This window comes from Alloalcanivorax xenomutans (assembly GCF_900217905.1).
GTDB lineage: Bacteria > Pseudomonadota > Gammaproteobacteria > Pseudomonadales > Alcanivoracaceae > Alloalcanivorax > Alloalcanivorax xenomutans.
Genome location: NZ_OBMO01000010.1, coordinates 93,687 through 115,036 on the forward strand (window position 1 = coordinate 93,687; position 21,350 = coordinate 115,036).

Consider the following 21,350-nt stretch of genomic DNA (forward strand, 5'->3'; position numbering starts at 1 on the left):
TAGCGCCTTCGTTTTCGAGGACTCGCCCATGCCGATCAATAAAGACAAGGTCGTTACCCTGCATTACACCCTGCTCGACGGTGCCGATGGCAGTGAACTGGAACGCAGCGCCGAGGACGCGCCACTGTTGTATCTGCATGGCGCCGGGAACATTCTGCCCGGCCTCGAGGCCGCACTGGAAGGCAAGGACGTCGGCGAGGATGTGGAAGTGACTCTGGCGGCGGCGGACGCCTACGGCGAACGCGACGACAGTCTGCGGCAACGCCTTCCGGCCAAGTATTTCAAGCACGCCGGCAAGCTCAAACCCGGCAAGGTGGTCCGGCTGCAAACCGAGCAGGGCCCACGCCTGGTCACCGTGGTGAAAGTGGGTTTGAAAACCGTGGACGTGGACGCCAACCATCCGCTGGCGGGCCGCGCCTTACGCTTCCAGCTTTCGGTGAAGGATATCCGCGACGCCAGCGCCGAGGAAATCGCTCATCGCCACGTACACGGTCCGGGCGGCCACCAGCACTGACGTATCGCTTTGGTCGTTTCCCACAGACCGCGCCACTTCAACGCCGCTTCAGAAACCGCTCCAACACTCGAACCAGTACCCGACCCAGTTGCGTGGCCAGGGTTCTCAGCAAACTCTTGGTAAAAGCCTCGCCGGCGCTCTGCCGGCGCGAGGTCCGCTTCATGCTGGCTTTTTTCTCCGGCTCCGGTTTTGCCTGTTCCGCCTCCTTCTGCCGCTGGCGGCGAGCCTGCAGACGCTCGTGGGCGGAGTCCCGATCCTCCGTTTGATCGTATTTGGCGGCCAACGGGGACGCCGCTTTCAGTTGCGCCAAAGCCTCCTCGTCGGCCGGCCCGATGCGGCTGCGTGGCGGCGCCACCAGGGTACGTTCCACCGGCGTCGGGATACCCTGATCGTCGAGCACGCTGACCAATGCTTCGCCGACACCCAGCTCGGTGATCACCCGGGCGGTATCCAGATCGGGGTTGGCGCGGAAAGTCTGGGCCGCCACTTTCACTGCTTTCTGATCCTTGGGGGTGTAGGCTCGCAAAGCGTGTTGCACCCGGTTACCGAGCTGGCCCAGCACACTGTCGGGAATATCGGACGGCGATTGCGTGACGAAGTAAATACCAACCCCCTTGGAGCGGATCAGCCTTACTGTTTGTTCGAGTTTTTCCAGTAGCGCTTTCGGCGCGCTGTCGAACAGCAAATGGGCCTCGTCGAAAAAGAACACCAGTAACGGCAAGGGCTGGTCGCCGCGCTCCGGCAACCGTTCGAATAATTCCGCCAGCAGCCAGAGCAGAAACGTGGTGTACAGCCGGGGCCGCAGAATCAACTCACGGCCATCCAGCAGATTGACCACGCCCTGGCCGTTCTGCTGCTGTATCAGATCCATGATATCCAGCGCCGGCTCACCGAAGAACACATCACCGCCCTGGTTCTTCAACACCAGCAGCCGGCGCAAAATAGCACCGAGGCTCTGCGAGGAGAGCGTGCCATAGCGTTCGGACAATGGTTTGCGTTGCTCCACCATCCAGTTCAGCAGGCTTTCCATATCCTTCAGATCCAGCAGCGGCAGATCCTCGCTTTCGGCGTAGTCGAAGGCGATATGGAGCACTCCGCTTTGCACCTCATTGAGCTCCAGCAAATTGCTCAGCAGCGCCGGCCCCATGTCCGCCACGGTGGTGCGGACCGCCTGGCCGGTGCGGCCATACAGATCCCACAGCCGGGCCGGGCAGGCCTCGGCGGCCCAATCAGTGATGCCGATGCGCTGAACCCGCTCCTGGATCTTGTCGTTGCTCTTGCCGGCCACGGCGATACCGGACAAATCCCCTTTCACATCAGCGGTGAATACCGGCACGCCCAGACGTGAGAAGCCCTCCGCCAGCACCTGCAAGGTCACGGTTTTTCCGGTACCGGTGGCACCGGCGATCAATCCATGGCGGTTGGCCATGGCCCCGTTGAGTGCAATCCGTCCCTGTTCCGTACCGCCGATCAAAAGCTGCTGCATGGTCCGAATCCCCGTTGTGTGCTGACCGCAGTCTGCGCGATTCGGCGGATTTTGTCCGTGAGGAGTTGTAAAAGCGGCGCTCAACCCCATGTGCTGGGGAGCCGTTTTATTGGAGAGCACACTATGCCCCGCCACTTTGAATCCGCTCCCGGCCTGTGCGAAAAGCCAGACGCGGAAACCAACCGTTACCTGTTCAACCAGACCATGCTACGGATCAAGGATCCCGAACGCAGCCTGGACTTCTACTCCCGCGTTCTGGGTATGCGCCTGGTGCGCAAACTGGATTTCCCGGAAATGCAGTTCAGCCTTTACTTCCTGGGCTATCTTGCACCGGACGAAGAAAATCGCGTGCCCGAAGACGACGCCGCCCGGCTGACCTACACCTTTGGCCGGGAAGCGATGCTGGAGCTGACTCATAACTGGGGCACGGAAAAAGAGGCGGATTTCAGCTACCACAACGGCAATGACGACCCGCGCGGCTTCGGCCATATCGGCGTCACCGTGCCGGACGTCTATGCCGCCTGCGAACGCTTCGAGAAACTGGGCGTGGACTTCGTCAAGAAGCCGGACGAGGGCAAAATGAAAGGCCTCGGCTTCATTCGTGATCCCGACGGTTACTGGATCGAGATCATTCAGGCCGACATGATGGAGAAACAGGCCAACAGCTAAAGATCGAGCAGCGCCAGAAAGGCCCGCGTCGCCGGTGTCGGGTTGGGGTGCCATACCGCCCGCACCACCCGGCGCGGCGCTTCCCGCACCGGCCGTGTGCACACGCCGGCCAGGCGCGGGGCGAGGCTGGCGGGAATCAGGCCGATCGCCAGGCCGCGGCGGACGATATCCACCAACAGCGAAATGGTACTCACCTCGAACCGGACCGCGTAACGCAGGCCCGCGGCGGCGAACGCTTCCTCCGACTGCTGGCGGGCCCCGCTTCCCTCGCCAAAGTCCGCCATCGGCCATTCGGTCAGTTGCTCCAGACCGACCCTCCGGCACTGGGTCAGAGGGTGCTCCCGGGGCAGCAACGCCACCAGCTCTTCTTCGCACAGCTCAGCACTTTCCAGCCGTTCAATCACCACCCCGGGCCAGAGACCGACAAAGGCCAGATCCAGGCTGTGTTCGTGCATGCGATCGATCATCCGTTCGCTGCCGTCCATGCTCATCTCAATGTCCACGTGGGGGTAGCGGCGATGAAACTGGGCCGTCAGCCCGATCACGTCCGGTTCGGTCAGTGTGGAGATGGTCCCCAGAGAAAGCCGGCCACGGACTTCACCGCTGCGCGCGGCCACTTCGTCTTCGATACGGCGCACCGCATCCAAAGCCCGCCGGCCGCTCTCCACGAACGCCTCACCGGCGGGAGTAAGCCGCAAGGATCGGGAGTTACGTTCAAACAGGATGGTCCCCAGTTGCTGTTCGAGCTGCGCCACCTGATGACTCAGTGCCGATTGCACGATATGGCAGCGGCGGGCGGCGGCGGTGAAACTGCCTTCTTCCGCCACCGCCAGCACATACTCGATCTGGCGAAGTTTCATGATTCAGCCCTGACCCATCTCTTTTATAGATAGCTGGAATGATATTAATGCATTTGTCACATGACGGCGATTGGCCGACACTGCGCCGCTCAGCCGACAATCGATACCCAGCCCATCAGGGAGAACCGCCAGGAGAGGCCATGAACACAGACCGCCAGCACGATACGGCACCCGGGCTCAATCCCATGCTGCTTATGCTGATGACTGTCACCACCGGATTGGCGGTGGCCAGCAACTACTATGCCCAGCCGCTGCTGCACACTATCGCCGATGAGTTGTCGTTGTCCTATTCCCGCGCCGGCATCATCGTCACCGCCGCCCAGGCGGGCTACGCGGCCGGATTGCTGCTGCTGGTGCCTCTTGGCGACATGTTCGAGCGGCGGCGGCTGATCGTCACCATGATCACGCTGGCCGCCGGCGGCCTGCTGATCAGTGCGAATGCCTCCACGCTGACCATGCTGCTGGTGGGCACCGCCATTACCGGCGCTTTCACCGTGGTGGCCCAGGTGCTGGTGCCCTTTGCCGCCACTCTCGCGGCGCCGGCGGTGCGCGGCAAAGTGGTGGGCACGGTGATGAGCGGTCTGTTGCTTGGGATTCTGCTGGCCCGGACCGTGGCCGGCGCCTTGTCCACCCTCGGCGATTGGCGCACCGTCTACTGGGTAGCTTCGGCGCTGATGTTCCTAAACGCCCTGGCGCTGTGGCGGCTGCTGCCCACCCACCGGCAATCGGCGGGGCTTTCCTATGGCCGTTTACTGCTGTCCATTGGCCAGCTGTTCGCCCGTTATCGTCTGTATCGGGCCCGTTCCGCTTTGGGCTTCCTGACCTTCGCCATGTTCAGCGTGTTCTGGACCTCGGCGGCGTTTTTGCTTTCCTCCGAACCCTGGCACTTCTCCGACGCCACCATCGGCCTGTTCGGGCTGGCCGGGGCGGTGGGCGCCTTGTCCGCGCGCAAGGCGGGCAGCCTGGCCGACCGGGGCTACGCCCGCTGGACCACCTTGGGCGGCGTGTTGATGCTGGCGTTGTCCTGGGTGGTGATGGGCTTCAGTGAAGTGAGCCTGATCGCGCTGATCATCGGCATCGTGATATTGGATCTGGCGATCCAGGCGGTGCACATCAGCAACATGAACGTGATCTACGCGCTGGATGAGTCGGCCCGCAATCGCCTCAATTCCGGCTACATGTTCGTGTACTTTCTTGGCGGCGCCGGAGGCTCGCTGGCCTCCGCGTGGGTCTACCAGCATTACCAGTGGAACGGCGTGGTCGGGCTCGGTCTGGGTCTGGCGGCCGTGGCCTGTCTGCTGGCGTGGCTGACACCGGCGGAGACGTCAACCTCCGCCTCGTGATTGCAGAACACGAAACAGCAACATGCCGGCGACCATCGCCGCCACGAACACAATGCCCTGCCAATAACCCAGAGGCAGCAGCGTCAGAGCCGGACCGGGGCAAATACCCGCCAATCCCCAGCCGACGCCGAACACCAAACTGCCGCCCACCAGGCGGCGGTCAAGGTCGCGCCGCGTGGGCAGCCGCATGGCACCGCCCAGCCAGGCCCGGGAGCGGCGGCGGGCCAGGGCCATCGGCGCCATGGCCGCGGCGATGGCACCGACCATCACCAGCGCCAGGGAAGGATCCCAGGCACCGGTCAGGTCAAGAAAGCCCAGCACCTTGGCCGGATCGGTCATACCGGACAGAATCAGCCCGACACCGAACAGCAGGCCCGCAAGTAGCGCCGTCAGCTTGTTCATACCGCGACTCCCAACAGATGGCGGACGACATAGACGGTGACGAAACCCGCCCCCATGAAGCACAACGTGGCCACCAGGGAACGCGGTGACAGCCGGGACAGGCCGCAGACACCATGACCGCTGGTACAACCGGAGCCGTAGCGGGTTCCCAGGCCCACCAGCAGCCCCGCCACGATCAGCATCGCCGGCGAGCCGCTGAAATGGCTTTCCGGTACCGCCGCGAACAGGCTCCAGAGCAGCGGCGCGGCCAGCAACCCGAGTAAAAACAGCGCCGCTTCACCACGCCCTTCCTGGCCGGACCGCGCCGACCCGCCAAACAATCCGTCCAGCAACCCACCGAGCAACCCGCTGATACCGGCAATGCGGCCGTTGGCCAGAATCAGCAAAGACGCGGCCAGACCGATCAACACACCTCCGGCCAGAGCACTCCAGGGGGTGAACAGGCTCCACTCCACGTTCATCGACGAGCCTCCTCGCAAAACAATCGATACAAGGTTTCGATCACCGCCAGCGCTTCGTCGCTGGCGATGCGGTAGTAAATCTGCTTGCCCTCACGCCGGGTCGCCACCAGCCCCTCCCGCCGTAACACGCCAAGCTGCTGGGACAGAGTGGGCTGCGGTACCCCCACGGCTCCTTCCAGCTCACCCACATTGCGCTCACCCTGGCAAAGCTGGCAAAGCAGCAACAAACGGTCCGGATTGGCCAGCGCCTTCAACAGGCGTCCCGCCGCGGCGGCATTGTCGCGCAACTGATCCATATCCAGGTCGGGAACGGGGTGCTTCATGGTGTCTCTCACTTTCATTTTGTTTAATTTATATTTTTATATATTGTATGGCAAGAAATCATCGCGACACGAGCCTGCCGGCCGCCACGGGAAGTAACCGCGAGGACCATAAAAAAGGGCACCCGAAGGTGCCCCTGTCCCGGAAACCCCGGGAAAAGTCATCGTCAAAGCTCTGGCGTGAACGTCGGCGGTTGGCGGGGGTGTACCTGCTCCTGATAGCCGTAGGCGATTTTGATCAGGGTCGGCTCGGCGTATTCCCGCCCCAGCATCTCCATGCCAATGGGTTGTGCCGGATCCAGATTGGTGGCCATGCCGGCGGGCAGCGTCAGCGCCGGGAACTGGGAAAACGGGCTCAGCCGGTTGTTGCTGCCAGCACTGGGGCTGCCCCCGAGATCACCGGCCAGACCGGTCATGGTCGGGTACAGCAGCACATCGTAAGGCTGGCCCAGGCTGTTGCCGACGGCGTCCACGTTATCCAGCGCCCGCATCAGCCGCTCGCGCACGAATACCGGGCGTTCCACCGTGTTCTTGGTGTACACCGCCTGTTGTTCCGGGGTGAGGTTGTCCAGATCGATGGTGCCGCGATATTCCAGGCTGCTCTGGTAGTTGGGCAGGTAGCCGCCGCTGTCCAGGAGCCCCTGGTAGGTCTGGATGTGACCGTCCATGACGTTGACCCAGCTGTTCAGGTAAGCGACCAGATCATGCTGGAACTCATAGCTGGACATGGAAGAGTAGTCGCCGAGGATGGTGCTCAGATCATCGACGGTAACATCTTCCACCGTGGCGCCGGCGGCTTCCATGGCGGCCAGCGCCTCTTCCATCACCGCGTTGACGGTTTCGTTCTCGCCGAACAAGTCCCGCACCACACCGATACGGGCGCCATTCAGACCATTGGCGTCCAGATAATCCGTGTAGGTGTCCGGAACACCGGTAATGCTTTTGTACTCCTCCTCACTGGTCATCAAGGGCGCGTCGATCTCAAAGCTGATGCGCTGATTGGCGTGGGGTGAATCATCGAAGCCAACCATGGCATCCATCATCAAGGCGCAATCTTCCACCGTGCGGCACATGGGGCCACCGGTATCTTGCCAGGACGCCAGCGGCATGATCCCATCCTGGCTCACCAGCTTCAGCGATGGGCGAATGCCCACCAAGCCACCCAGACTGGAGGGCACCCGGATGGAACCGCCGGTGTCACTGCCAGTACCCATCATCGCCAGACTGGCGGCAATGGCGGAGCCAGTGCCGCTGGACGAACCGCCCGCGCCCTTGCTCTGGTCATAGGCGTTTTTGACCAACCCGCGAACCGAGCTGGCGCCCGTGTAGCCGAACGCGAACTCATCCATGTTGGCCTTGCCGATGATGATGGCGCCGGCTTCGCGCAGACGGCGGATGGTGTAGGCGTCTTCCAGCGGCCGGTTGTACTGGAAGGCGATCGCGCCGCCCGTGGTCGGCATCTGTTTGGTGTTGAAGTTGTCCTTCGGCAGCACCGGCACACAATAGAGAGGGCCATCGATGCCGGTTACCTCGAAGTTCAGATCTTTTTCCCGGGCTTCGAACAACGCATCCGGGTTGATGTTGACGACACTGCGCAACTCGGTTTCGGTACCGTCGTCGTCATAAGCATGGATACGATCGATATAGCCCTGGATGACTTCTTCACAGGTAACACCGCCAGTCTCCAACGAGGTGTGCAGACTGCTTACCGTGGCTTCAACATAGGAAAACGGTACCGGCTCCACTACCGGCGGAGCAGAATCACTGCTGGAGGAGCCGCCACAGCCGGCAAGTACGGCAAGCGATAAGGCGGTAACCGCGAACAATCTGGTTTTGATCATGGAAACATCCCCATTTCCCTCTGTACGGTTCAACACATATCCCTGAATAAAAGGGCCCGGGACCTGCAACCGGCCCCGGGCAAACTCCTGTCGCGTTGCCTGTCCAGGAATCAAGAGCCGTGCCAGATTTTCCAATGTTCACAAAAATACCCGCGAGAATGCGGAAATAGTGGATGCTCACGTACTACAAAGTACGAGCACACCAATCATGAGGTACACCACCTATGAAAGAGCGCACAAAAATGGGAGGGGCGGCGCACTAACTTCGAGCGGGGGGGGGGAGCCGGGGTGGTCAGGATAACCAGGCCCACAAGGCGGCCAACAGCGCCACCGGCGCGGTTTCCGCGCGTAATACCCGGTTGCCGAGGGCAAAGGCGGAAAAGCCGGCGTCGAAAGCGCTTTCGAGTTCGTCGTCATCGAACCCGCCTTCCGGGCCGGTGAGCAAGGTCAGCTCGCTCTGCGCGGTCAGGCGGTGGCGGGAAAAAGGCTCACTGCCCGGATGAGCAATCAGTTTAAGCCCGGGCAGCGGTCCGGCCAGCCAGCTGTTCAAGGGCATCGCGGTGAGAATCTCGGGCGGCCGGTTAAGGCCGCACTGCTCGCAGGCGCTGATCGCCACCTGCCGCCAATGCTCACGCTTTTTCTCCTGACGTTCGCCTTTCAGGCGGACTTCGCAACGGGCGGTATCCAGAATCTGGATACGGGCAACGCCCAACTCGGTGGCTTTCTGGATGGCGTAATCCATGCGCTCGCCTTTGATCATCGGCAACCCCAGGGTCACCGCCAGCGGTGGCGTGCGTTCCACCGGATCGTGGGCCAGGGGCAACACCTCCACGGTTTTCTTGTCCACCGCGACGAGGCGGGCCCGCCATTCGCCTCCCCGGCCGTTGAACAGCACCACCTCCTCTCCCTTGCTCATGCGCAACACCCGGGCGATATGCTGGCTGGGGCTGGCGCCCAGCTGGCAGGGCCGGTCGAGGTGAAAGTCCTGGTCATCGAAGAATCGGCGCATTGAGGGCATCGGCGGATCCGTTAAAACGAGGGCGGTTTTTGCGGTGCGCCTAGGCTACCATAGGGCACTTGTCAGGGGCGTCATTTCGCCGCCAAAAGCACACCGATTACAAGGGATTGAAACCTATGCCGGAATACAGTTACTGGATCATTCTCGGGTTGATTCTGATCATCGCGGAGTTTTTGATCTCCGGGCTGCTGACCATTTTTCTCGGTCTGGCGGCGGTGATCGTCGGCATCCTGGTGTTTTTTGGTGTTCTCAATGACCTGACCTGGGAAATCACCACCTTCGCCGTCATCAGCCTGCTGTTGCTGGTGGGAGCGCGGCGCTATTTGCGCGCCTGGCTGTTCGGACGCGAGGCCCAGTCCAAATCCATTGAGGACAGCGCTGGCCTGATCGGCTCCCGCGCCACCGTGGATCAGGATTTCGTGGACGGTATCGGCGCGGTACGATACCGCGGCGCCCGCTGGCAAGCGCAATCGCCAGTGGCCTTGAAGGCCGGGGAGATGGTGCGCATCACCAAACATGATGGACTCTGGCTCACGGTCGAGCCCTGGTCCAGCACTTCAACCGACAAGCAACCGTAAGGATTACATTATGCAAGGATTGATTATTTCCGCACTGATCGCCATCGGCGTCATCGTGCTGCTGGGGATGACCATTCGTATCGTTCCGCAACGGAACGTCTACGTGGTGGAACGGCTCGGTAAGTACCGCACCTCTCTGGAAGCGGGCATGCATATTCTCATGCCGTTCATCGATAAAGTGGCCTACAAACATTCCCTGAAGGAAATCGTGCGCGACGTGCCACGCCAGAGTTGTATCACCAAGGACAACATCGAAGTCTCCATCGACGGCGTCATGTACCTGCAGGTGGTCGATCCCAAATCCGCCAGTTACGGCGTGGACGACTATGTCATGGCTGCCCAGCAGCTGGCGCAAACCACGCTGCGTTCGGTGATCGGTAAGATCGACCTGGACAAGACCTTCGAGGAACGCTCCGAAATCAATATGGAAGTGGTCCAGGCGGTGGACGAAGCGGCCCAGCCCTGGGGCGTGAAGGTTCTGCGTTACGAGGTGGCGGACATCAATCTGCCGGCCTCGATCAAGGACGCCATGGAGAAACAGGTCCGCGCCGAGCGGGAACGCCGTGCGGTGGTGGCGGAGTCCGAAGGGGATCGTCAGGCCGCGATCAACCGTTCCGAGGGTGACCGCCAGGCGGCGATCAACCGCTCCGAGGGTGAGAAGCAGGAGATGATCAACATCTCCGAAGGTGAAAAGATGAAGCAAATCAACGAGGCGGAAGGTCGCGCCCGGCAGATCGAACTGATCGCCCAGGCCACCGCCACCGGTTTGCGTGAGGTGGCCACGGCGGTGAAGGAAGACGGCGGCGAGGAAGCCGTCAGCCTGCGCATCGCCGAACAGTACGTGAGCGCCTTCGAGAAACTGGCGAAGGAGTCCACCACACTGCTGCTGCCGTCCAATCTGAGCGATGTCGGCGGCACCGTCGCCGGTCTGCAAAAAGTACTGAAGACCATCGACAGAACCCAGCCCTGAGCATGACTTCCGCCGCTTTTCGGGCCCCCTGGTGGGCCCGTTCCCCTCATCTGCAAACTCTGTGGGGGCCGCTGTTGCGCCGTACCGGAGCACCGGCACGGCGGCGGGAGACGCTGCCGCTGGCGGATGGCGATTATCTGCTGCTGGACTGGTGCGGCCCGGCACCGGACGGCCAGCTTCCGGTCTTACTGCTCCAGCACGGCCTGTCCGGTTCCAGTGATTCGCACTACATCATCGGTATCCAACGGCGTCTGCTCGCTCTCGGCCTGCCTTCAGTGGCGGCCAATGGCCGTGGCGCCCTGGTTCCCAATGACACCGCCAGGTCTTACCACGCCGGGGAGATCGATGATCTCAACGCGGTGATCGAGCACGTCCATGCACGCGCCAAGGGGGCACCGGTACTAGCGCTCGGCGTTTCCCTGGGAGCCTCACGCCTGCTCAACTGGCTGGCCCTGGCGGATTCCGGCAAGCTGGCCGGCGCCCTGGCGATCTGCGCGCCGTTGCAACTGGCGAACAGTGCCGACCACATGGATCAGGGCTTCTCGCGCATCTATCGCAATCATCTGATCAAAGCCCTGCTCGCTACCCTGGATGCCCAGGAACGGCATCTGCACGAGGTAAACCCCGAGCAAGCGGCGATCCTGGCGGGCCTCGACCGCACCGGCATCCGCTCTTTCTGGGACTTTGACGGGCGGATCGTCGCGCCTTTGTACGGCTTTCGCGATGCCGCCGACTACTACGCTAAGTGCTCCGCCGGGACACGCCTCGGCGCCATTGACACTCCCACCTGGCTACTCCAGGCCCGGGACGATCCCTTCATGACCGAGGCCAGCCTGCCCCGGCAACAGGATCTCAGTGACGCGGTGACGTTGGAAGTGGCCGAACACGGCGGCCATGTGGGGTTTGTTCAAGGTTCGATCCGGCGCCCTCATTATTGGCTGGAGCAACGGGCCGAGGTGTTCGTCCGCGCGTTTTCATCTGATCATCAAAGCGTATCGGCCGCTGCCGGCTGAACGCCATCAACGGCGAAGAGATGACCTCACGGCATCAACATCACGGTAAGCAAAGCGGCCAGCCCGCCGCTCAACACCAGCCAGCAGGCGGACAACCCCAGGTTCCAGCGGAACGCGGCGACCCGGGCGTCGTAGCCGGTGAGCCGTTCCATCAATAGCGAATTGGCGGAATAGGGTGTCCCCGTGGCGCACTGGGCCCAGCCACTGACGATGGCCAGCCCCAGACCGACATACGCTTCCGGCGGCCATACCGGCCCCATCACGCCGCCGGCCAAAGTACCCATTATGATCGGGTTGAGTCCGAGCTGGCCGCCACCGAAGAACAGAAACGGCACCACGAAGGCCACCAGAGGGTAACCCCAGTCCGGTAGCGAGAACGCCTCCCCCAGAGAATGCAGCACCAGCAAACTGATCAGCGCGCCCAGAAACGATGAGCCGCCCATGATCACCACTTCGTTGGCCAGCGGCGCCATGGTCGGCAGCGATACCCGTTCCCCGCGCCAGCGCTCGCGCACCATCAGCAGGATGACCGCGATCAGGCAGCTCAGAGTGACCGCTTTCGAGTAACGCAAATCCAGCAGACCGTTGAACAGCAGCGTCACCATCCAGATCGCGGTGACCACCGCGCCGAAGCGCAGCCAAGGCATCAGCATACTGTCTTTACGGTCGTCGCCGCCGACCGGTTTTTCCGCCTCCCGGAACAAAGCACCGCTGGCCAGATAGATCATCGCCAGCGGCACGCTGATCGCCAGCAACTCCCAGGAATGCAGACCCACGAGGTAGGTCAGGGTGGTGACCACGGAGATCGACAGCGGGGAGAACATTGGCGAGGCACCATAGCCACGCAGCACACCACGGGCGGCGTTGCGCGCCATGGCCGAATCGCCATGGCTCCGCACCTGTTGGTCGACCATCGAGCCGATCAGCCCCACCGAACCGAAGTTGAGCGGCACGGAAAGGAAGGCCGTGCCAAAAGTGATGCTGTAATAGCGGGGCAGGGGCCGGCCGCTGAACAGGCCGGCGGAAATCCGCTTCAGATCCGGCGAGCGGCCCAGTACCGCCGCCAACAGCATCATGATAACGATCAGGGCGGTCAGGCGAATCATGGCGGTGGCGGCCAGCACCAAGGAGTGCGGCGCCACCAACAGCGCCGCCAGCAATGACAGCAGCACCAGCGTCAACAGACCCCGCGCCACCATCCGCAGCTCACCCCAGGCCAGGGTCACCGCCACCAGCGCGGCGGCGGTGCCCGCCAGATTCACAGCCGGCCAGGCCGGCAGCAAACCTGCGACCAGGGCCGCGTAGGTCAGCCCCGACCGCCAGCGAAGCCGTGCCGCCGTCGACACGTCAGCTCAGCGCCGGCAACAGCGTCGCGCCGGTCAGCGCCTGCACCTCATCGAAGGTGTTATCACCGTGCAATTGACGTACCCGCAGCCCTTGGTCGGTCACGTCCAGCACCGCCAGATCGGTGTAGATGCGTTTCACCACGGCGGCGCCGGTCAGCGGATAGTTACAGCTTTCCAGGATCTTCGGCTCACCGCTCTTGGTGGTGTGGCTCATGATCACGAACACCTGCTTCGCGCCCACCGCAAGATCCATGGCACCACCCACCGCCGGCGGGTAGGTGTCGTTATTGGTGGCCCAATTGGCCAGATCGCCTTTTTCCGACACCTGGAACGCGCCCAGTACCGCCAAATCCAAGTGACCGCCACGCATCATGGCGAAGGATTCAGCATTGTCGAAATAGGCGCCGCCGGGCAGCAGCGTGACGAACTGTTTGCCGGCGTTGATCAAATCCGGATCTTCCTCGCCCGGGGCCGGAGCCGGGCCAACACCGAGGATGCCGTTCTCGCTCTGGTAGATCACCTGCCGGTCGTCGCTGACGTAGTTCGCCACCATGGTGGGCATGCCAATGCCCAGATTCACATAGGCGCCATCGGGAATATCCTGGGCCACCCGCTCGGCGATCTCCGCCGGTTTAAGCCGCATCATTCCGCCACTCCTTCTGTGCCACTACCCGATCCACGAAGATACCCGGGGTCACGATGCATTCCGGGTCGAGATCGCCCACTGCGTCCACCCGCTCCACTTCCGCCACGGTCAACGCGGCGGCGGTGGCCATGGGCGGATTGAAGTTGCGGCCGGCGGTGTTATAAATCAGGTTGCCCCAGGCATCCGCCCGTTGCGCCTTGATCAGGGCCACGTCAGCGGGCAGAGCGGTTTCCAACACATAGCCGCGCCCGTTGATCACCTTGGTTTCCTTGCCTTCGGCCAGCCGGGTGCCATAACCGGTGGGCGTATAGAAACCGCCAATGCCGGCGCCGGCGGCGCGGATCCGTTCCGCCAGAGTGCCCTGGGGCACCAGCTCCAGCTCGATGGCGCCTTCTTCATAGAGACGCTCGAACCACACCGAACCGGCGGAGCGCGGAAACGAACAAACGATCTTGCGCACCAGACGATCTTTCAGCAGGGAAGCGATGCCCTCATCGCCCACCCCGGCGTTATTGGAAATCACGGTCAGGTCCCGGGCGCCGTGTTGGCGCAAGGCCTCGATCAGCTGCAGGGGAAAGCCGGAGCTGCCGAAGCCGCCGATCATCACCGAATCACCGTCCTTGACGTCGGCCACCGCCGACTCGAAGGAATCCCAAACTTTATTGATCACGTTCTTTCACCTTTACGATTCACGCGAGGACACCGCCGCCACCGGTTTGAACAATCGACGGCTCAGGTACACCAGCGCCAGCAACCCGAACCCGACCACGTCGCTGATGGGTTCCGGGTAAATCAGCAGTGCACCGGCCACGATCAGCACCACTCGCTGAATCATCGACAACAGGCCGGCGCGATAGAGATACCCCTCCATGGCCGAGGCCAGCAGCCAGATCGCGGTGATGGCGGTGATGGTGGACAGCAGGATTTTGCTCCACTCGCCCTGCAGGATCAGGGACGGGTTGAGCACGAACAGGAACGGCAGGACGAACAGAATCGCCCCCAGACGCATGGCGTATATACCGGTTTTGGTAGCGTTGGCATCGGCCACGCCCGCCGCGGTGATGGCGGCCAGAGCCACCGGCGGGGTGACATAGGACATCATGCCCCAGTACAGAATGAACAGATGACTGGCCAGCGGATTGAGGCCCGCATTGACCAGCGCCGGCGCCAGCAAAATGGACAGGAAGATATAGCAAGCGCTGACCGTCATTCCCATGCCAAGCACGAAGCTGGTAACGGCACCCGCCGCCAGCATCAAAGGCACACTGCCATCAGCGTACAGCAGCAGTTCGCGCGAGAAAGCGCCCGCCACGCCGGTGTAGGAAAGACCACCGACCACCAGGCCAATACCAGCCAGAATCGCCACCAGGTTGGAAACGCTCAGCGTCAGATCCTGGATCATTGTCTTTGCCCGGGTCCAGTTCATGCGGTGGTTGCGTTTGAACATGGAAATACCGACCAGTACCAGAGCGGCATAGTAGGGCGCGTAGGCCTCCAGCCGCATCACCAGCAACATGTAGATCAGGGCCACCAGGCTGAACAGGTACGGCCAGCCGTCCTTGAGCGTTTCCTTGAGGTCCGGAATCTCGGACTCTGGCATGCCTTTGAGACCGCGTCTGGCGGCGTAGTTATCCACCTGGAAAATCAATGCCAGATAGAACAGCAGGGCCGGCAGAAAAGCGGCGATCATGATTTCGGAGTAGGGGACACCGAGAAACGACGCCATGATGAACGCCACCGCGCCCATGATCGGCGGCATCAGGGTACCGCCGGTGGAAGCACAGGCCTCCACGGCACCGGCATAGTGAGCCGGGTAGCCGGTTTTCTTCATGGTCGGAATGGTGATCGGACCGGTGGTGAGAATGTTGGAAATAACACTGCCGGACAAACTGCCGAGAATGCCACTGGAGAGCACCGCCACTTTGGCCGGACCACCCCGGCTGCGGCCCATCAGGGCAGTGGCGAAGCGCATGAAGAATTCACCACCGCCGGTGGCGGTGAGCGCCGCGCCGAACACGACAAAGCCAATCACCAGTTGCGCCACCACCTGCATCGGGATACCGATGATGCTTTCCACACCGATCACATGGGAACGGATGGTTTCGGCGAAACCGTACTGGTTACCCCAGAGAAAACCGGGCATGTGGTCCGCGTAGAGGGGGAAGCTGCCAAACAGCAAAGCCACCGCCAACAGCGGCCAGCCGCCGCAGCGACGCACGCCTTCCAGCACCAGTACCAGCAGGATGCCGGAGAATACGGTGGCCTCGGTGGGCGCCATGAAATCCCAGCCCTGCTGAATCATGACCAGGCCGTGGTGCCCCAGATAGCCGCAGGACACCAACGCCGCCAGCGCCAGGATCCAGTCGTACCAGGACACCCGCTCACGAGCACCGGACCAGGCCGGGAAGGTAATGAAAGCCGCCGCCAGGAACAGGCCGATCAGGTAGTACAAATAAGCGTTACCCAACGGCTTGAAGCCAAGCAGCTCCAGATCAAAGGTTTGATTGATGGCCATCAACAGACCCAGGGTACCCAGGGTCATGACCAGCCAATAGGCCGGCCCGCGCAAACGGGAGGAAGGAGCGCCGGCCTCCTGGCTGTGCTCTTGGGAAGCATCCGCAGACGTCGTCATGGAGGGACTCCGGAAATAGCATGATGGAACCCGGGGCGGGCTCCCTTTCCGCCCCGGCTTTCAGAGAGGGATCAGAGGGAATTGAGTGCCTGTGTACGGATACGGTCCCAGATCGCGGCGAACTCTTCGTCGCTCTTGCCATCGCCTTCGGCCACGGCTTTCTTCCAGGCGTCACGCAAGACATTCAGGCGTTTGGTGCGAGCGTCATTCCAGGCCTGGGCCTCGTCGGTCCAGATGCCTTTTTCCTTCAGGTAACGGATGGCGCCTTCATGGAAGGGAGCATCCGCCGCCGGCACACCAGCCTGCTTCAGATCCCAGCGCGGCATCACGGACGTGGCGTCCTTGTACATGTCATAGGTCTCGTCCAACGCCTTGGTGAAAGCATAGACCAGATCCGCGTCGGTATCGGAACGAACCACCAGCACCGGGTAACGGTAAGCCAGGATATCAACCGGGTTTTCCTCGCTGATGCCGGCGCCCACGGTTTCCGTGTACGGCTGGAAGAACGGCGCTACCGCGCGCAGGCGTTTCCAACCTTCCTCGTCGTCGGCGGGCACTTCCAGCCAACGGATACCACGGGGGGATTGCTCCAGCTCGTACACGTGGCTGGGCGTGGTGGTGGTACAGGAAGCGTCGGCCTCGTTGCGCGCCAGGGAACTCATGGCGTTGGCGTAGGTGGGGAACATCTTCGCGTCGACGTCATCCCGGGTCAGGCCGGCGAAGGCCAGGAAAGCATCGCATTTGACGTTGATGGACGGGTTACCCGCCACGTAGGCGAAGCGCTTGCCCTTGAGATCCTGGAGCGTATGAATGTCGGCGTCCGCGGCGGTGAAGATACCGAACGAGGAAGGACGTCCGGCCACCACCCGAAGATCCTGCGGTCCCCAGCGGCGAGTGGAGAAATCATGGATCCCTTCACTGGCGAAGAAGGTTTCCGTGGCCAGGAAGCCAATGTCGGCACGCTTGCTCAGCACCGGTTGCAGACGGCCAATGGAGGAACCGGAAGGCTGGATACGGATGCGGGTACCGAATTTCTTGCCGAACGCATCGGCAATGGCGGACGCTTCGGCGTAGCCGGCGGAACCCACATCATAGGAGGACCAGGTCATGGATTTGGGCAGTTCCGCGGCGCTGGCGCCAGCGGTAAGAGCCAAACCGCCACCGATCATGATAGAGGCGAAAAATCGACGCAGGCGAGTCGATGAAGTCATAAGCATCTCCGAGATTGTTTTTTTACCGCCGTCGTGGACGGCGTCAAAATCGTTCGTGACGATTCAGGGGCATCCCGCCCGGCTCAGGGAGGCCATCCTCATGCCGGAAAGAACTCCGGCATCGGCCCTTTGCGAAAACTAGTCGGTCACTCTGGTTGGAGTCAATAAATTTTCCCAAATCCAAATAAAAATTTCTCGCATTTCAAGAAAAAAAGCAAAAAGTGACCATCAATGCAACAACAAATAAGCACTTATTTGTTTATCTGGCCCTCAGCGTCATTCCTGCAGACGGGAGATTTCATCCCGGATCACGTCGATCACCATGCGTCGGCGTTCTTCGTTCATCCGGGACACCACCGACGCCACACTGACCGCCACGTCCTGCCCGGAGCCAGGCACCCGGAATGCCATTCCCAAGGCCGCCACTTCCGGAATAATACGGCCATTATTGAAAGCGAAGCCGTCACGCCGGTATTCCAGCAGCCATTGGCGTACCTCCGACAAGGTGATGCCTGAGTAGCGCTCATAGCGGTCCTGATTGAGCAGCAGCATGCGGTCACCTTCCTCCACCGGCAGGGAAGCCAGCAGCGAACAGGAGCCGGCCCCGATCCCCAACGGTCGGCGGGCCCCGACCATCAGAGTGTTGGCGCTGATCGGATAGGTGCCTTCGGAAAGATCAATGCACACCGAATCCCGGTTGGAACGAATCGACAGGTAGGTGGATTCCTCGGTGCGCCGGGAGATGTTCTTGAGCATTGGCCTCAGCCGCTGCCGCAGTTGCAGATCCGGCGCCACCGCCTGGGCCGACTCGGCGATATCGAGCAATTCGAATCCCACGTGATAGGTCTTCACATAGGGGTCAAAGGTCAGCAAGCCTTCGTGGGCCAGAGCGGTCAGCAACCGGTGAGCGGTGGCGGTATTCATCCCCACCTCACGGGCAATGCGTGACAGAGTCCCTCCGGTGGGGAAAGTGCGCGCGACCGTGCGCAGCAACAGCGACGCCTTGGCCAGAGTGGTGCTGGTGACGGGCTTGGCCTTCTTGGCGGTGGGGGTTCGGACTGAGCTCATGGGACTCCGTGACGGCAAGTTTTCTCGTTATACGTGATTTTTATCTCGTATAACGATAGCCATTACCCCACGATCTGCCAAGCTCAGCCGTTCGACGACTCCCCGATGTGGGGGCCGGATGCCGTGAACAACAGGTTCACCGTGGTGTCGCCAACCCGGAATTCCGCCTTCATGGCATCCAGATGATCCAGAGCCTCCCCCCTCAGATAGGGCGCTTCCAGGCACACGATCTGATAAATACCCTGACGCAACAGGGCCCGATCCAGAGTCTCGTTCTCAGCGGCGGCGGGGTTGAGGCCGTGGGTCAGGCCCGGCCACGACATCGCCAATACCCAGGTATTCACCATCAGGGCACGCAGGTCCTCATCGCTGGCCTCGATCAGACCGCTGGCGCGCAATCCCTGATAAATCTGCAACCCGCGCTCCATGCCATCTTGCACGAACTGCGTGTATTCGGCGCGCAACTCCGGATCCTGGTGGAGAAAATGCGGCAAATCCCGATGTAGAAACCGGCCCTGCCACATCGACTCCAGAATCCCCTGCAGGTAGTGCATCTTGTCCTGCCAGGTCAACGCTCCCTTGGGCGGCGGCAGCCATTCCCAGATTTGTTGGCGGTAACGTTGGAACAGCGCCGCCACGATCGCCGTCTTGTTGCGGAAGTGATAATACAGGTTGCCGGGACTGATCCCGAGGGCTTCGGCGATGTGGTTGGTGGTGACATTGCGCTCGCCATGGCGATTAAACAAGTCCAGGGCGGTGTCCAGAATGCGCGTTTTGGTGCCAGTCATACGGGGCCAATCCAGTCAAAGGGGAAACAGAGGGTTGACCTCTAGAGTAATTACTCTAAAAATCCCAATCAGTCCAATAACAATCCAGGAGGCGCATTATGGTCGCCGAAATCAAGGAGCTCAAAACCGATCAGGCGCGGATCACGCGCATGAACACCTTGTTCGAAGCCCAGCGGGCCGCTTTCCGTCGTCAGCCTTACCCTTCCGTGGAGGAACGCCGGGAAGCCATCCTGCGCCTCAAACCCATGTTGCTGGATCACCAGGATGAGATCATCGAAGCGCTGCGCCAGGATTTCGGCAACCGCGCCGCCGATGAAACCAAGCTGGCCGAGCTGCTCACCAGCGTCGAAGGCATCAAATACCACGCCAAGAAAGTCGCCAAATGGATGAAACCCAGCCGTCGTAAGGTCGGCGCGCCGCAATGGCCGGGCAAGGCCTGGGTGGAATATCAGCCGGTGGGCGTGGTCGGTGTGATCGTGCCCTGGAACTATCCGGTGTACCTGGCCATCGGTCCGCTACTGGCGGCGCTGGCGGCGGGCAACCGGGTGATGATCAAGATGAGCGAATCCACCCCGGCCACCGGGGCTCTGCTGCAGCGTCTGATCGCGGATACTTTTCCGGAGGATCAGGTGGCGGTGGTCAACGGCGAAGTGGATGTGGCGGCGGCGTTCTCGGCGCTGCCGTTCGATCATCTGCTGTTCACCGGTTCCACTTCCGTGGGCCGCCATATCCTGCGCGCCGCGGCGGAAAATCTGACACCGGTGACGTTGGAGCTGGGCGGCAAGAGCCCCTGCATCATCGGCGAGGATTTCCCGATGAACGAAGCGGTGGAGCGTATCGCCTTTGGAAAATGCCTGAACAGCGGCCAGACCTGTGTGGCGCCGGATTATATTCTTTGCCCCGAACAGCGGGTGGAGGAATTCGTCGAACAGTGGCGCGCGCAAATCGGCAAGCTGTATCCGACCATGGCGGAAAACCCGGACTATACCAGCATCATCAACGATCGTCAGTACCAGCGTCTGCAGGGATACCTGCGCGACGCGGAAGAAAGAGGCGCCCGTATCATCAGCATCAATCCCGCCAATGAGGGCCTCGGCGACAGCCGCAAGCTACCGCACACTCTGGTGCTGAATGTCACCGACGACATGAAAATCGCCCAGGACGAAATCTTCGGCCCCTTGATGTTGGTGATTCCGTATAAAGGGCTCGATCAGGCCCTGAACTACGTCAATGACCGTCCCCGCCCGCTGGCGTTGTATTACTTCGACTGGAACAGCGGCAATGCGCAATACGTGCTGCGCAATACCCACGCCGGCGGCGTCTGCCTCAACGACACCGTCAGTCACGTGGGTGTGGATGACATGCCGTTCGGCGGTGTCGGCCCCTCGGGGATGGGCCATTACCACGGCCACGAAGGCTTCCTGACCTTCTCCAAGGCCAAAGGGGTCTACCGCAAGGGCAAGTTCAACGGCACCAAGCATATCCTGCCGCCCTACGGCCGGGGCATGCACCGTTTCATCTATAAGTATCTGCTCAAATAGCCGGCCCGGCGGGCGTGACTTTTCGGTGACGCCCGTCCGGTCGTGATAACAAGCACAACAACACAATCAGGATGGAAAACGGGAATGGATCGTCGCGACTTTCTCAAACTCAGCGCCGGCGCCAGTGTCATGCTGACGGCGGGATCAAGCCTGGCCCTGCTGACCGGCTGCAGCCGCAACGACGGACCGGCCCATGGCTATCGACACCTGCGTTCCCAGGACGTCACCTTGCTCAGGCCGCTGGCCCGGGTGCTGCTGGCCCCGGCCCTGGCCGCGGCGGACGCCACCGCCGACCAGGCGCTGCTGGCTTTCGATGACCTTCTTGACGGCGGCATGCCCGGCACCCGTGGCGCGGTATTCGAGTTGCTCGATCTGCTGCAACTGGCCCCAGGGCGCTGGTATCTCACCGGCACCTGGAAACATTTCGCCGAGCAAACCGAAGAACAGCTCAGCGCGACCCTGGATCACTGGTCACGCAGTCAAAGCGAGTTGCCGCGAGCCGCCTTCCGCGGCCTCACCCAGCCGTTTCACATGGCCTGGTACGTGAAACCGGATGCCGCCCGCACCACCGGTTATCCCGGCCCGCCGAACAAGATCATCGGTTGAACCACGCCAGCCCACCTGAAAACAAAAAGCGTAAGGG

General features: G+C 61.8%; 22 protein-coding genes. 8 read left to right on the forward strand and 14 right to left on the reverse strand.

Annotation, left to right across the window (positions count from 1 at the left end; all coding sequences use genetic code 11):
- Positions 1 to 28 precede the first annotated feature (28 nt).
- Complete coding sequence (locus CRO06_RS09655) at positions 29 to 514, forward strand: FKBP-type peptidyl-prolyl cis-trans isomerase (RefSeq protein WP_022997452.1); 486 nt, start codon at positions 29 to 31, stop codon at positions 512 to 514.
- Between the two features lie 37 nt (positions 515 to 551).
- Here the strand turns inward: CRO06_RS09655 and CRO06_RS09660 are convergent, their stop codons facing one another.
- Positions 552 to 2,000 carry a helicase HerA-like domain-containing protein gene (locus CRO06_RS09660; protein WP_022997451.1) on the reverse strand — a complete coding sequence of 483 codons (1,449 nt, stop codon included), beginning with the start codon at positions 1,998 to 2,000 and terminating at the stop codon, positions 552 to 554.
- Between the two features lie 123 nt (positions 2,001 to 2,123).
- On the opposite strand from CRO06_RS09660, the gene gloA reads away from it, so the two are divergent.
- Complete coding sequence (gene gloA, locus CRO06_RS09665; protein ID WP_022997450.1) at positions 2,124 to 2,669, forward strand: lactoylglutathione lyase; 546 nt, start codon at positions 2,124 to 2,126, stop codon at positions 2,667 to 2,669.
- Here gloA and CRO06_RS09670 read toward each other — a convergent pair.
- A complete protein-coding gene (locus CRO06_RS09670; RefSeq protein ID WP_026948823.1) occupies positions 2,666 to 3,529 on the reverse strand; it encodes a LysR family transcriptional regulator in 864 nt (287 codons plus the stop codon). The two genes, gloA and CRO06_RS09670, sit on opposite strands and share 4 nt — an antisense overlap.
- 140 nt (positions 3,530 to 3,669) lie before the next feature.
- On the opposite strand from CRO06_RS09670, the gene CRO06_RS09675 reads away from it, so the two are divergent.
- Complete coding sequence (locus tag CRO06_RS09675; RefSeq protein ID WP_097058332.1) at positions 3,670 to 4,872, forward strand: MFS transporter; 1,203 nt, start codon at positions 3,670 to 3,672, stop codon at positions 4,870 to 4,872.
- Here the strand turns inward: CRO06_RS09675 and CRO06_RS09680 are convergent.
- From CRO06_RS09680 to CRO06_RS09700, 5 genes are all read right to left on the reverse strand, one after another.
- Positions 4,855 to 5,274, reverse strand: coding sequence for a DUF6691 family protein (locus CRO06_RS09680; RefSeq protein ID WP_097058333.1), 420 nt, complete (start codon positions 5,272 to 5,274; stop codon positions 4,855 to 4,857). The genes CRO06_RS09675 and CRO06_RS09680 overlap by 18 nt on opposite strands.
- Complete coding sequence (locus CRO06_RS09685) at positions 5,271 to 5,735, reverse strand: YeeE/YedE family protein (RefSeq protein WP_022997446.1); 465 nt, start codon at positions 5,733 to 5,735, stop codon at positions 5,271 to 5,273. Before CRO06_RS09685 ends, CRO06_RS09680 begins: the two co-directional genes overlap by 4 nt.
- Positions 5,732 to 6,058, reverse strand: coding sequence for an ArsR/SmtB family transcription factor (locus tag CRO06_RS09690; protein WP_022997445.1), 327 nt, complete (start codon positions 6,056 to 6,058; stop codon positions 5,732 to 5,734). Before CRO06_RS09690 ends, CRO06_RS09685 begins: the two co-directional genes overlap by 4 nt.
- A 164-nt stretch (positions 6,059 to 6,222) precedes the next feature.
- Entirely contained in the window at positions 6,223 to 7,896 is a 1,674-nt protein-coding gene (locus CRO06_RS09695) for an amidase (protein WP_179746559.1), read from the reverse strand.
- A 292-nt stretch (positions 7,897 to 8,188) separates the two neighbouring features.
- Positions 8,189 to 8,914 (reverse strand): 16S rRNA (uracil(1498)-N(3))-methyltransferase, encoded by a 726-nt coding sequence (locus CRO06_RS09700; protein ID WP_097058335.1) that lies wholly within the window; start codon positions 8,912 to 8,914, stop codon positions 8,189 to 8,191.
- Between the two features lie 116 nt (positions 8,915 to 9,030).
- Here CRO06_RS09700 and CRO06_RS09705 point away from each other — a divergent pair, with 116 nt between their 5' ends.
- The 3 genes from CRO06_RS09705 to CRO06_RS09715 are packed head-to-tail and all read left to right on the forward strand — an operon-like array spanning position 9,031 to position 11,475.
- Complete coding sequence (locus CRO06_RS09705) at positions 9,031 to 9,492, forward strand: NfeD family protein (RefSeq protein ID WP_097058336.1); 462 nt, start codon at positions 9,031 to 9,033, stop codon at positions 9,490 to 9,492.
- Positions 9,493 to 9,502: 10 nt separating this feature from the next.
- Positions 9,503 to 10,462 carry an SPFH domain-containing protein gene (locus tag CRO06_RS09710; RefSeq protein WP_097058337.1) on the forward strand — a complete coding sequence of 320 codons (960 nt, stop codon included), beginning with the start codon at positions 9,503 to 9,505 and terminating at the stop codon, positions 10,460 to 10,462.
- Between the two features lie 2 nt (positions 10,463 to 10,464).
- The gene (locus tag CRO06_RS09715; protein WP_097058338.1) at positions 10,465 to 11,475 is read left to right on the forward strand and encodes a YheT family hydrolase; all 1,011 of its coding nucleotides are present in this window, start codon (positions 10,465 to 10,467) and stop codon (positions 11,473 to 11,475) included.
- Between the two features lie 26 nt (positions 11,476 to 11,501).
- Here the strand turns inward: CRO06_RS09715 and CRO06_RS09720 are convergent, their stop codons facing one another.
- From CRO06_RS09720 to CRO06_RS09750, 7 genes are all read right to left on the reverse strand, one after another.
- The gene (locus tag CRO06_RS09720; RefSeq protein ID WP_097058339.1) at positions 11,502 to 12,821 is read right to left on the reverse strand and encodes a hypothetical protein; all 1,320 of its coding nucleotides are present in this window, start codon (positions 12,819 to 12,821) and stop codon (positions 11,502 to 11,504) included.
- Between the two features lies 1 nt (position 12,822).
- Positions 12,823 to 13,467 carry a 3-oxoacid CoA-transferase subunit B gene (locus tag CRO06_RS09725; protein WP_022997438.1) on the reverse strand — a complete coding sequence of 215 codons (645 nt, stop codon included), beginning with the start codon at positions 13,465 to 13,467 and terminating at the stop codon, positions 12,823 to 12,825.
- Positions 13,454 to 14,137: a 3-oxoacid CoA-transferase subunit A gene (locus tag CRO06_RS09730; RefSeq protein ID WP_022997437.1), complete on the reverse strand. Its 684-nt coding sequence runs from the start codon at positions 14,135 to 14,137 to the stop codon at positions 13,454 to 13,456. Before CRO06_RS09730 ends, CRO06_RS09725 begins: the two co-directional genes overlap by 14 nt.
- Before the next feature lie 12 nt (positions 14,138 to 14,149).
- Positions 14,150 to 16,099 (reverse strand): TRAP transporter permease, encoded by a 1,950-nt coding sequence (locus CRO06_RS09735; protein WP_022997436.1) that lies wholly within the window; start codon positions 16,097 to 16,099, stop codon positions 14,150 to 14,152.
- Positions 16,100 to 16,170: 71 nt separating this feature from the next.
- Positions 16,171 to 17,310, reverse strand: coding sequence for a TAXI family TRAP transporter solute-binding subunit (locus CRO06_RS09740; RefSeq protein ID WP_022997435.1), 1,140 nt, complete (start codon positions 17,308 to 17,310; stop codon positions 16,171 to 16,173).
- Between the two features lie 276 nt (positions 17,311 to 17,586).
- On the reverse strand, positions 17,587 to 18,378 hold the full coding sequence (locus CRO06_RS09745) for an IclR family transcriptional regulator (RefSeq protein WP_026948818.1): 792 nt from the start codon (positions 18,376 to 18,378) through the stop codon (positions 17,587 to 17,589).
- Positions 18,379 to 18,461: 83 nt separating this feature from the next.
- Complete coding sequence (locus CRO06_RS09750) at positions 18,462 to 19,166, reverse strand: TetR/AcrR family transcriptional regulator (RefSeq protein WP_022997433.1); 705 nt, start codon at positions 19,164 to 19,166, stop codon at positions 18,462 to 18,464.
- 98 nt (positions 19,167 to 19,264) lie between these two features.
- On the opposite strand from CRO06_RS09750, the gene CRO06_RS09755 reads away from it, so the two are divergent.
- A complete protein-coding gene (locus tag CRO06_RS09755) occupies positions 19,265 to 20,707 on the forward strand; it encodes a coniferyl aldehyde dehydrogenase (RefSeq protein WP_097058340.1) in 1,443 nt (480 codons plus the stop codon).
- A gap of 84 nt (positions 20,708 to 20,791) precedes the next feature.
- Positions 20,792 to 21,313 (forward strand): twin-arginine translocation signal domain-containing protein, encoded by a 522-nt coding sequence (locus tag CRO06_RS09760; RefSeq protein ID WP_097058341.1) that lies wholly within the window; start codon positions 20,792 to 20,794, stop codon positions 21,311 to 21,313.
- Positions 21,314 to 21,350: the final 37 nt, after the last annotated feature.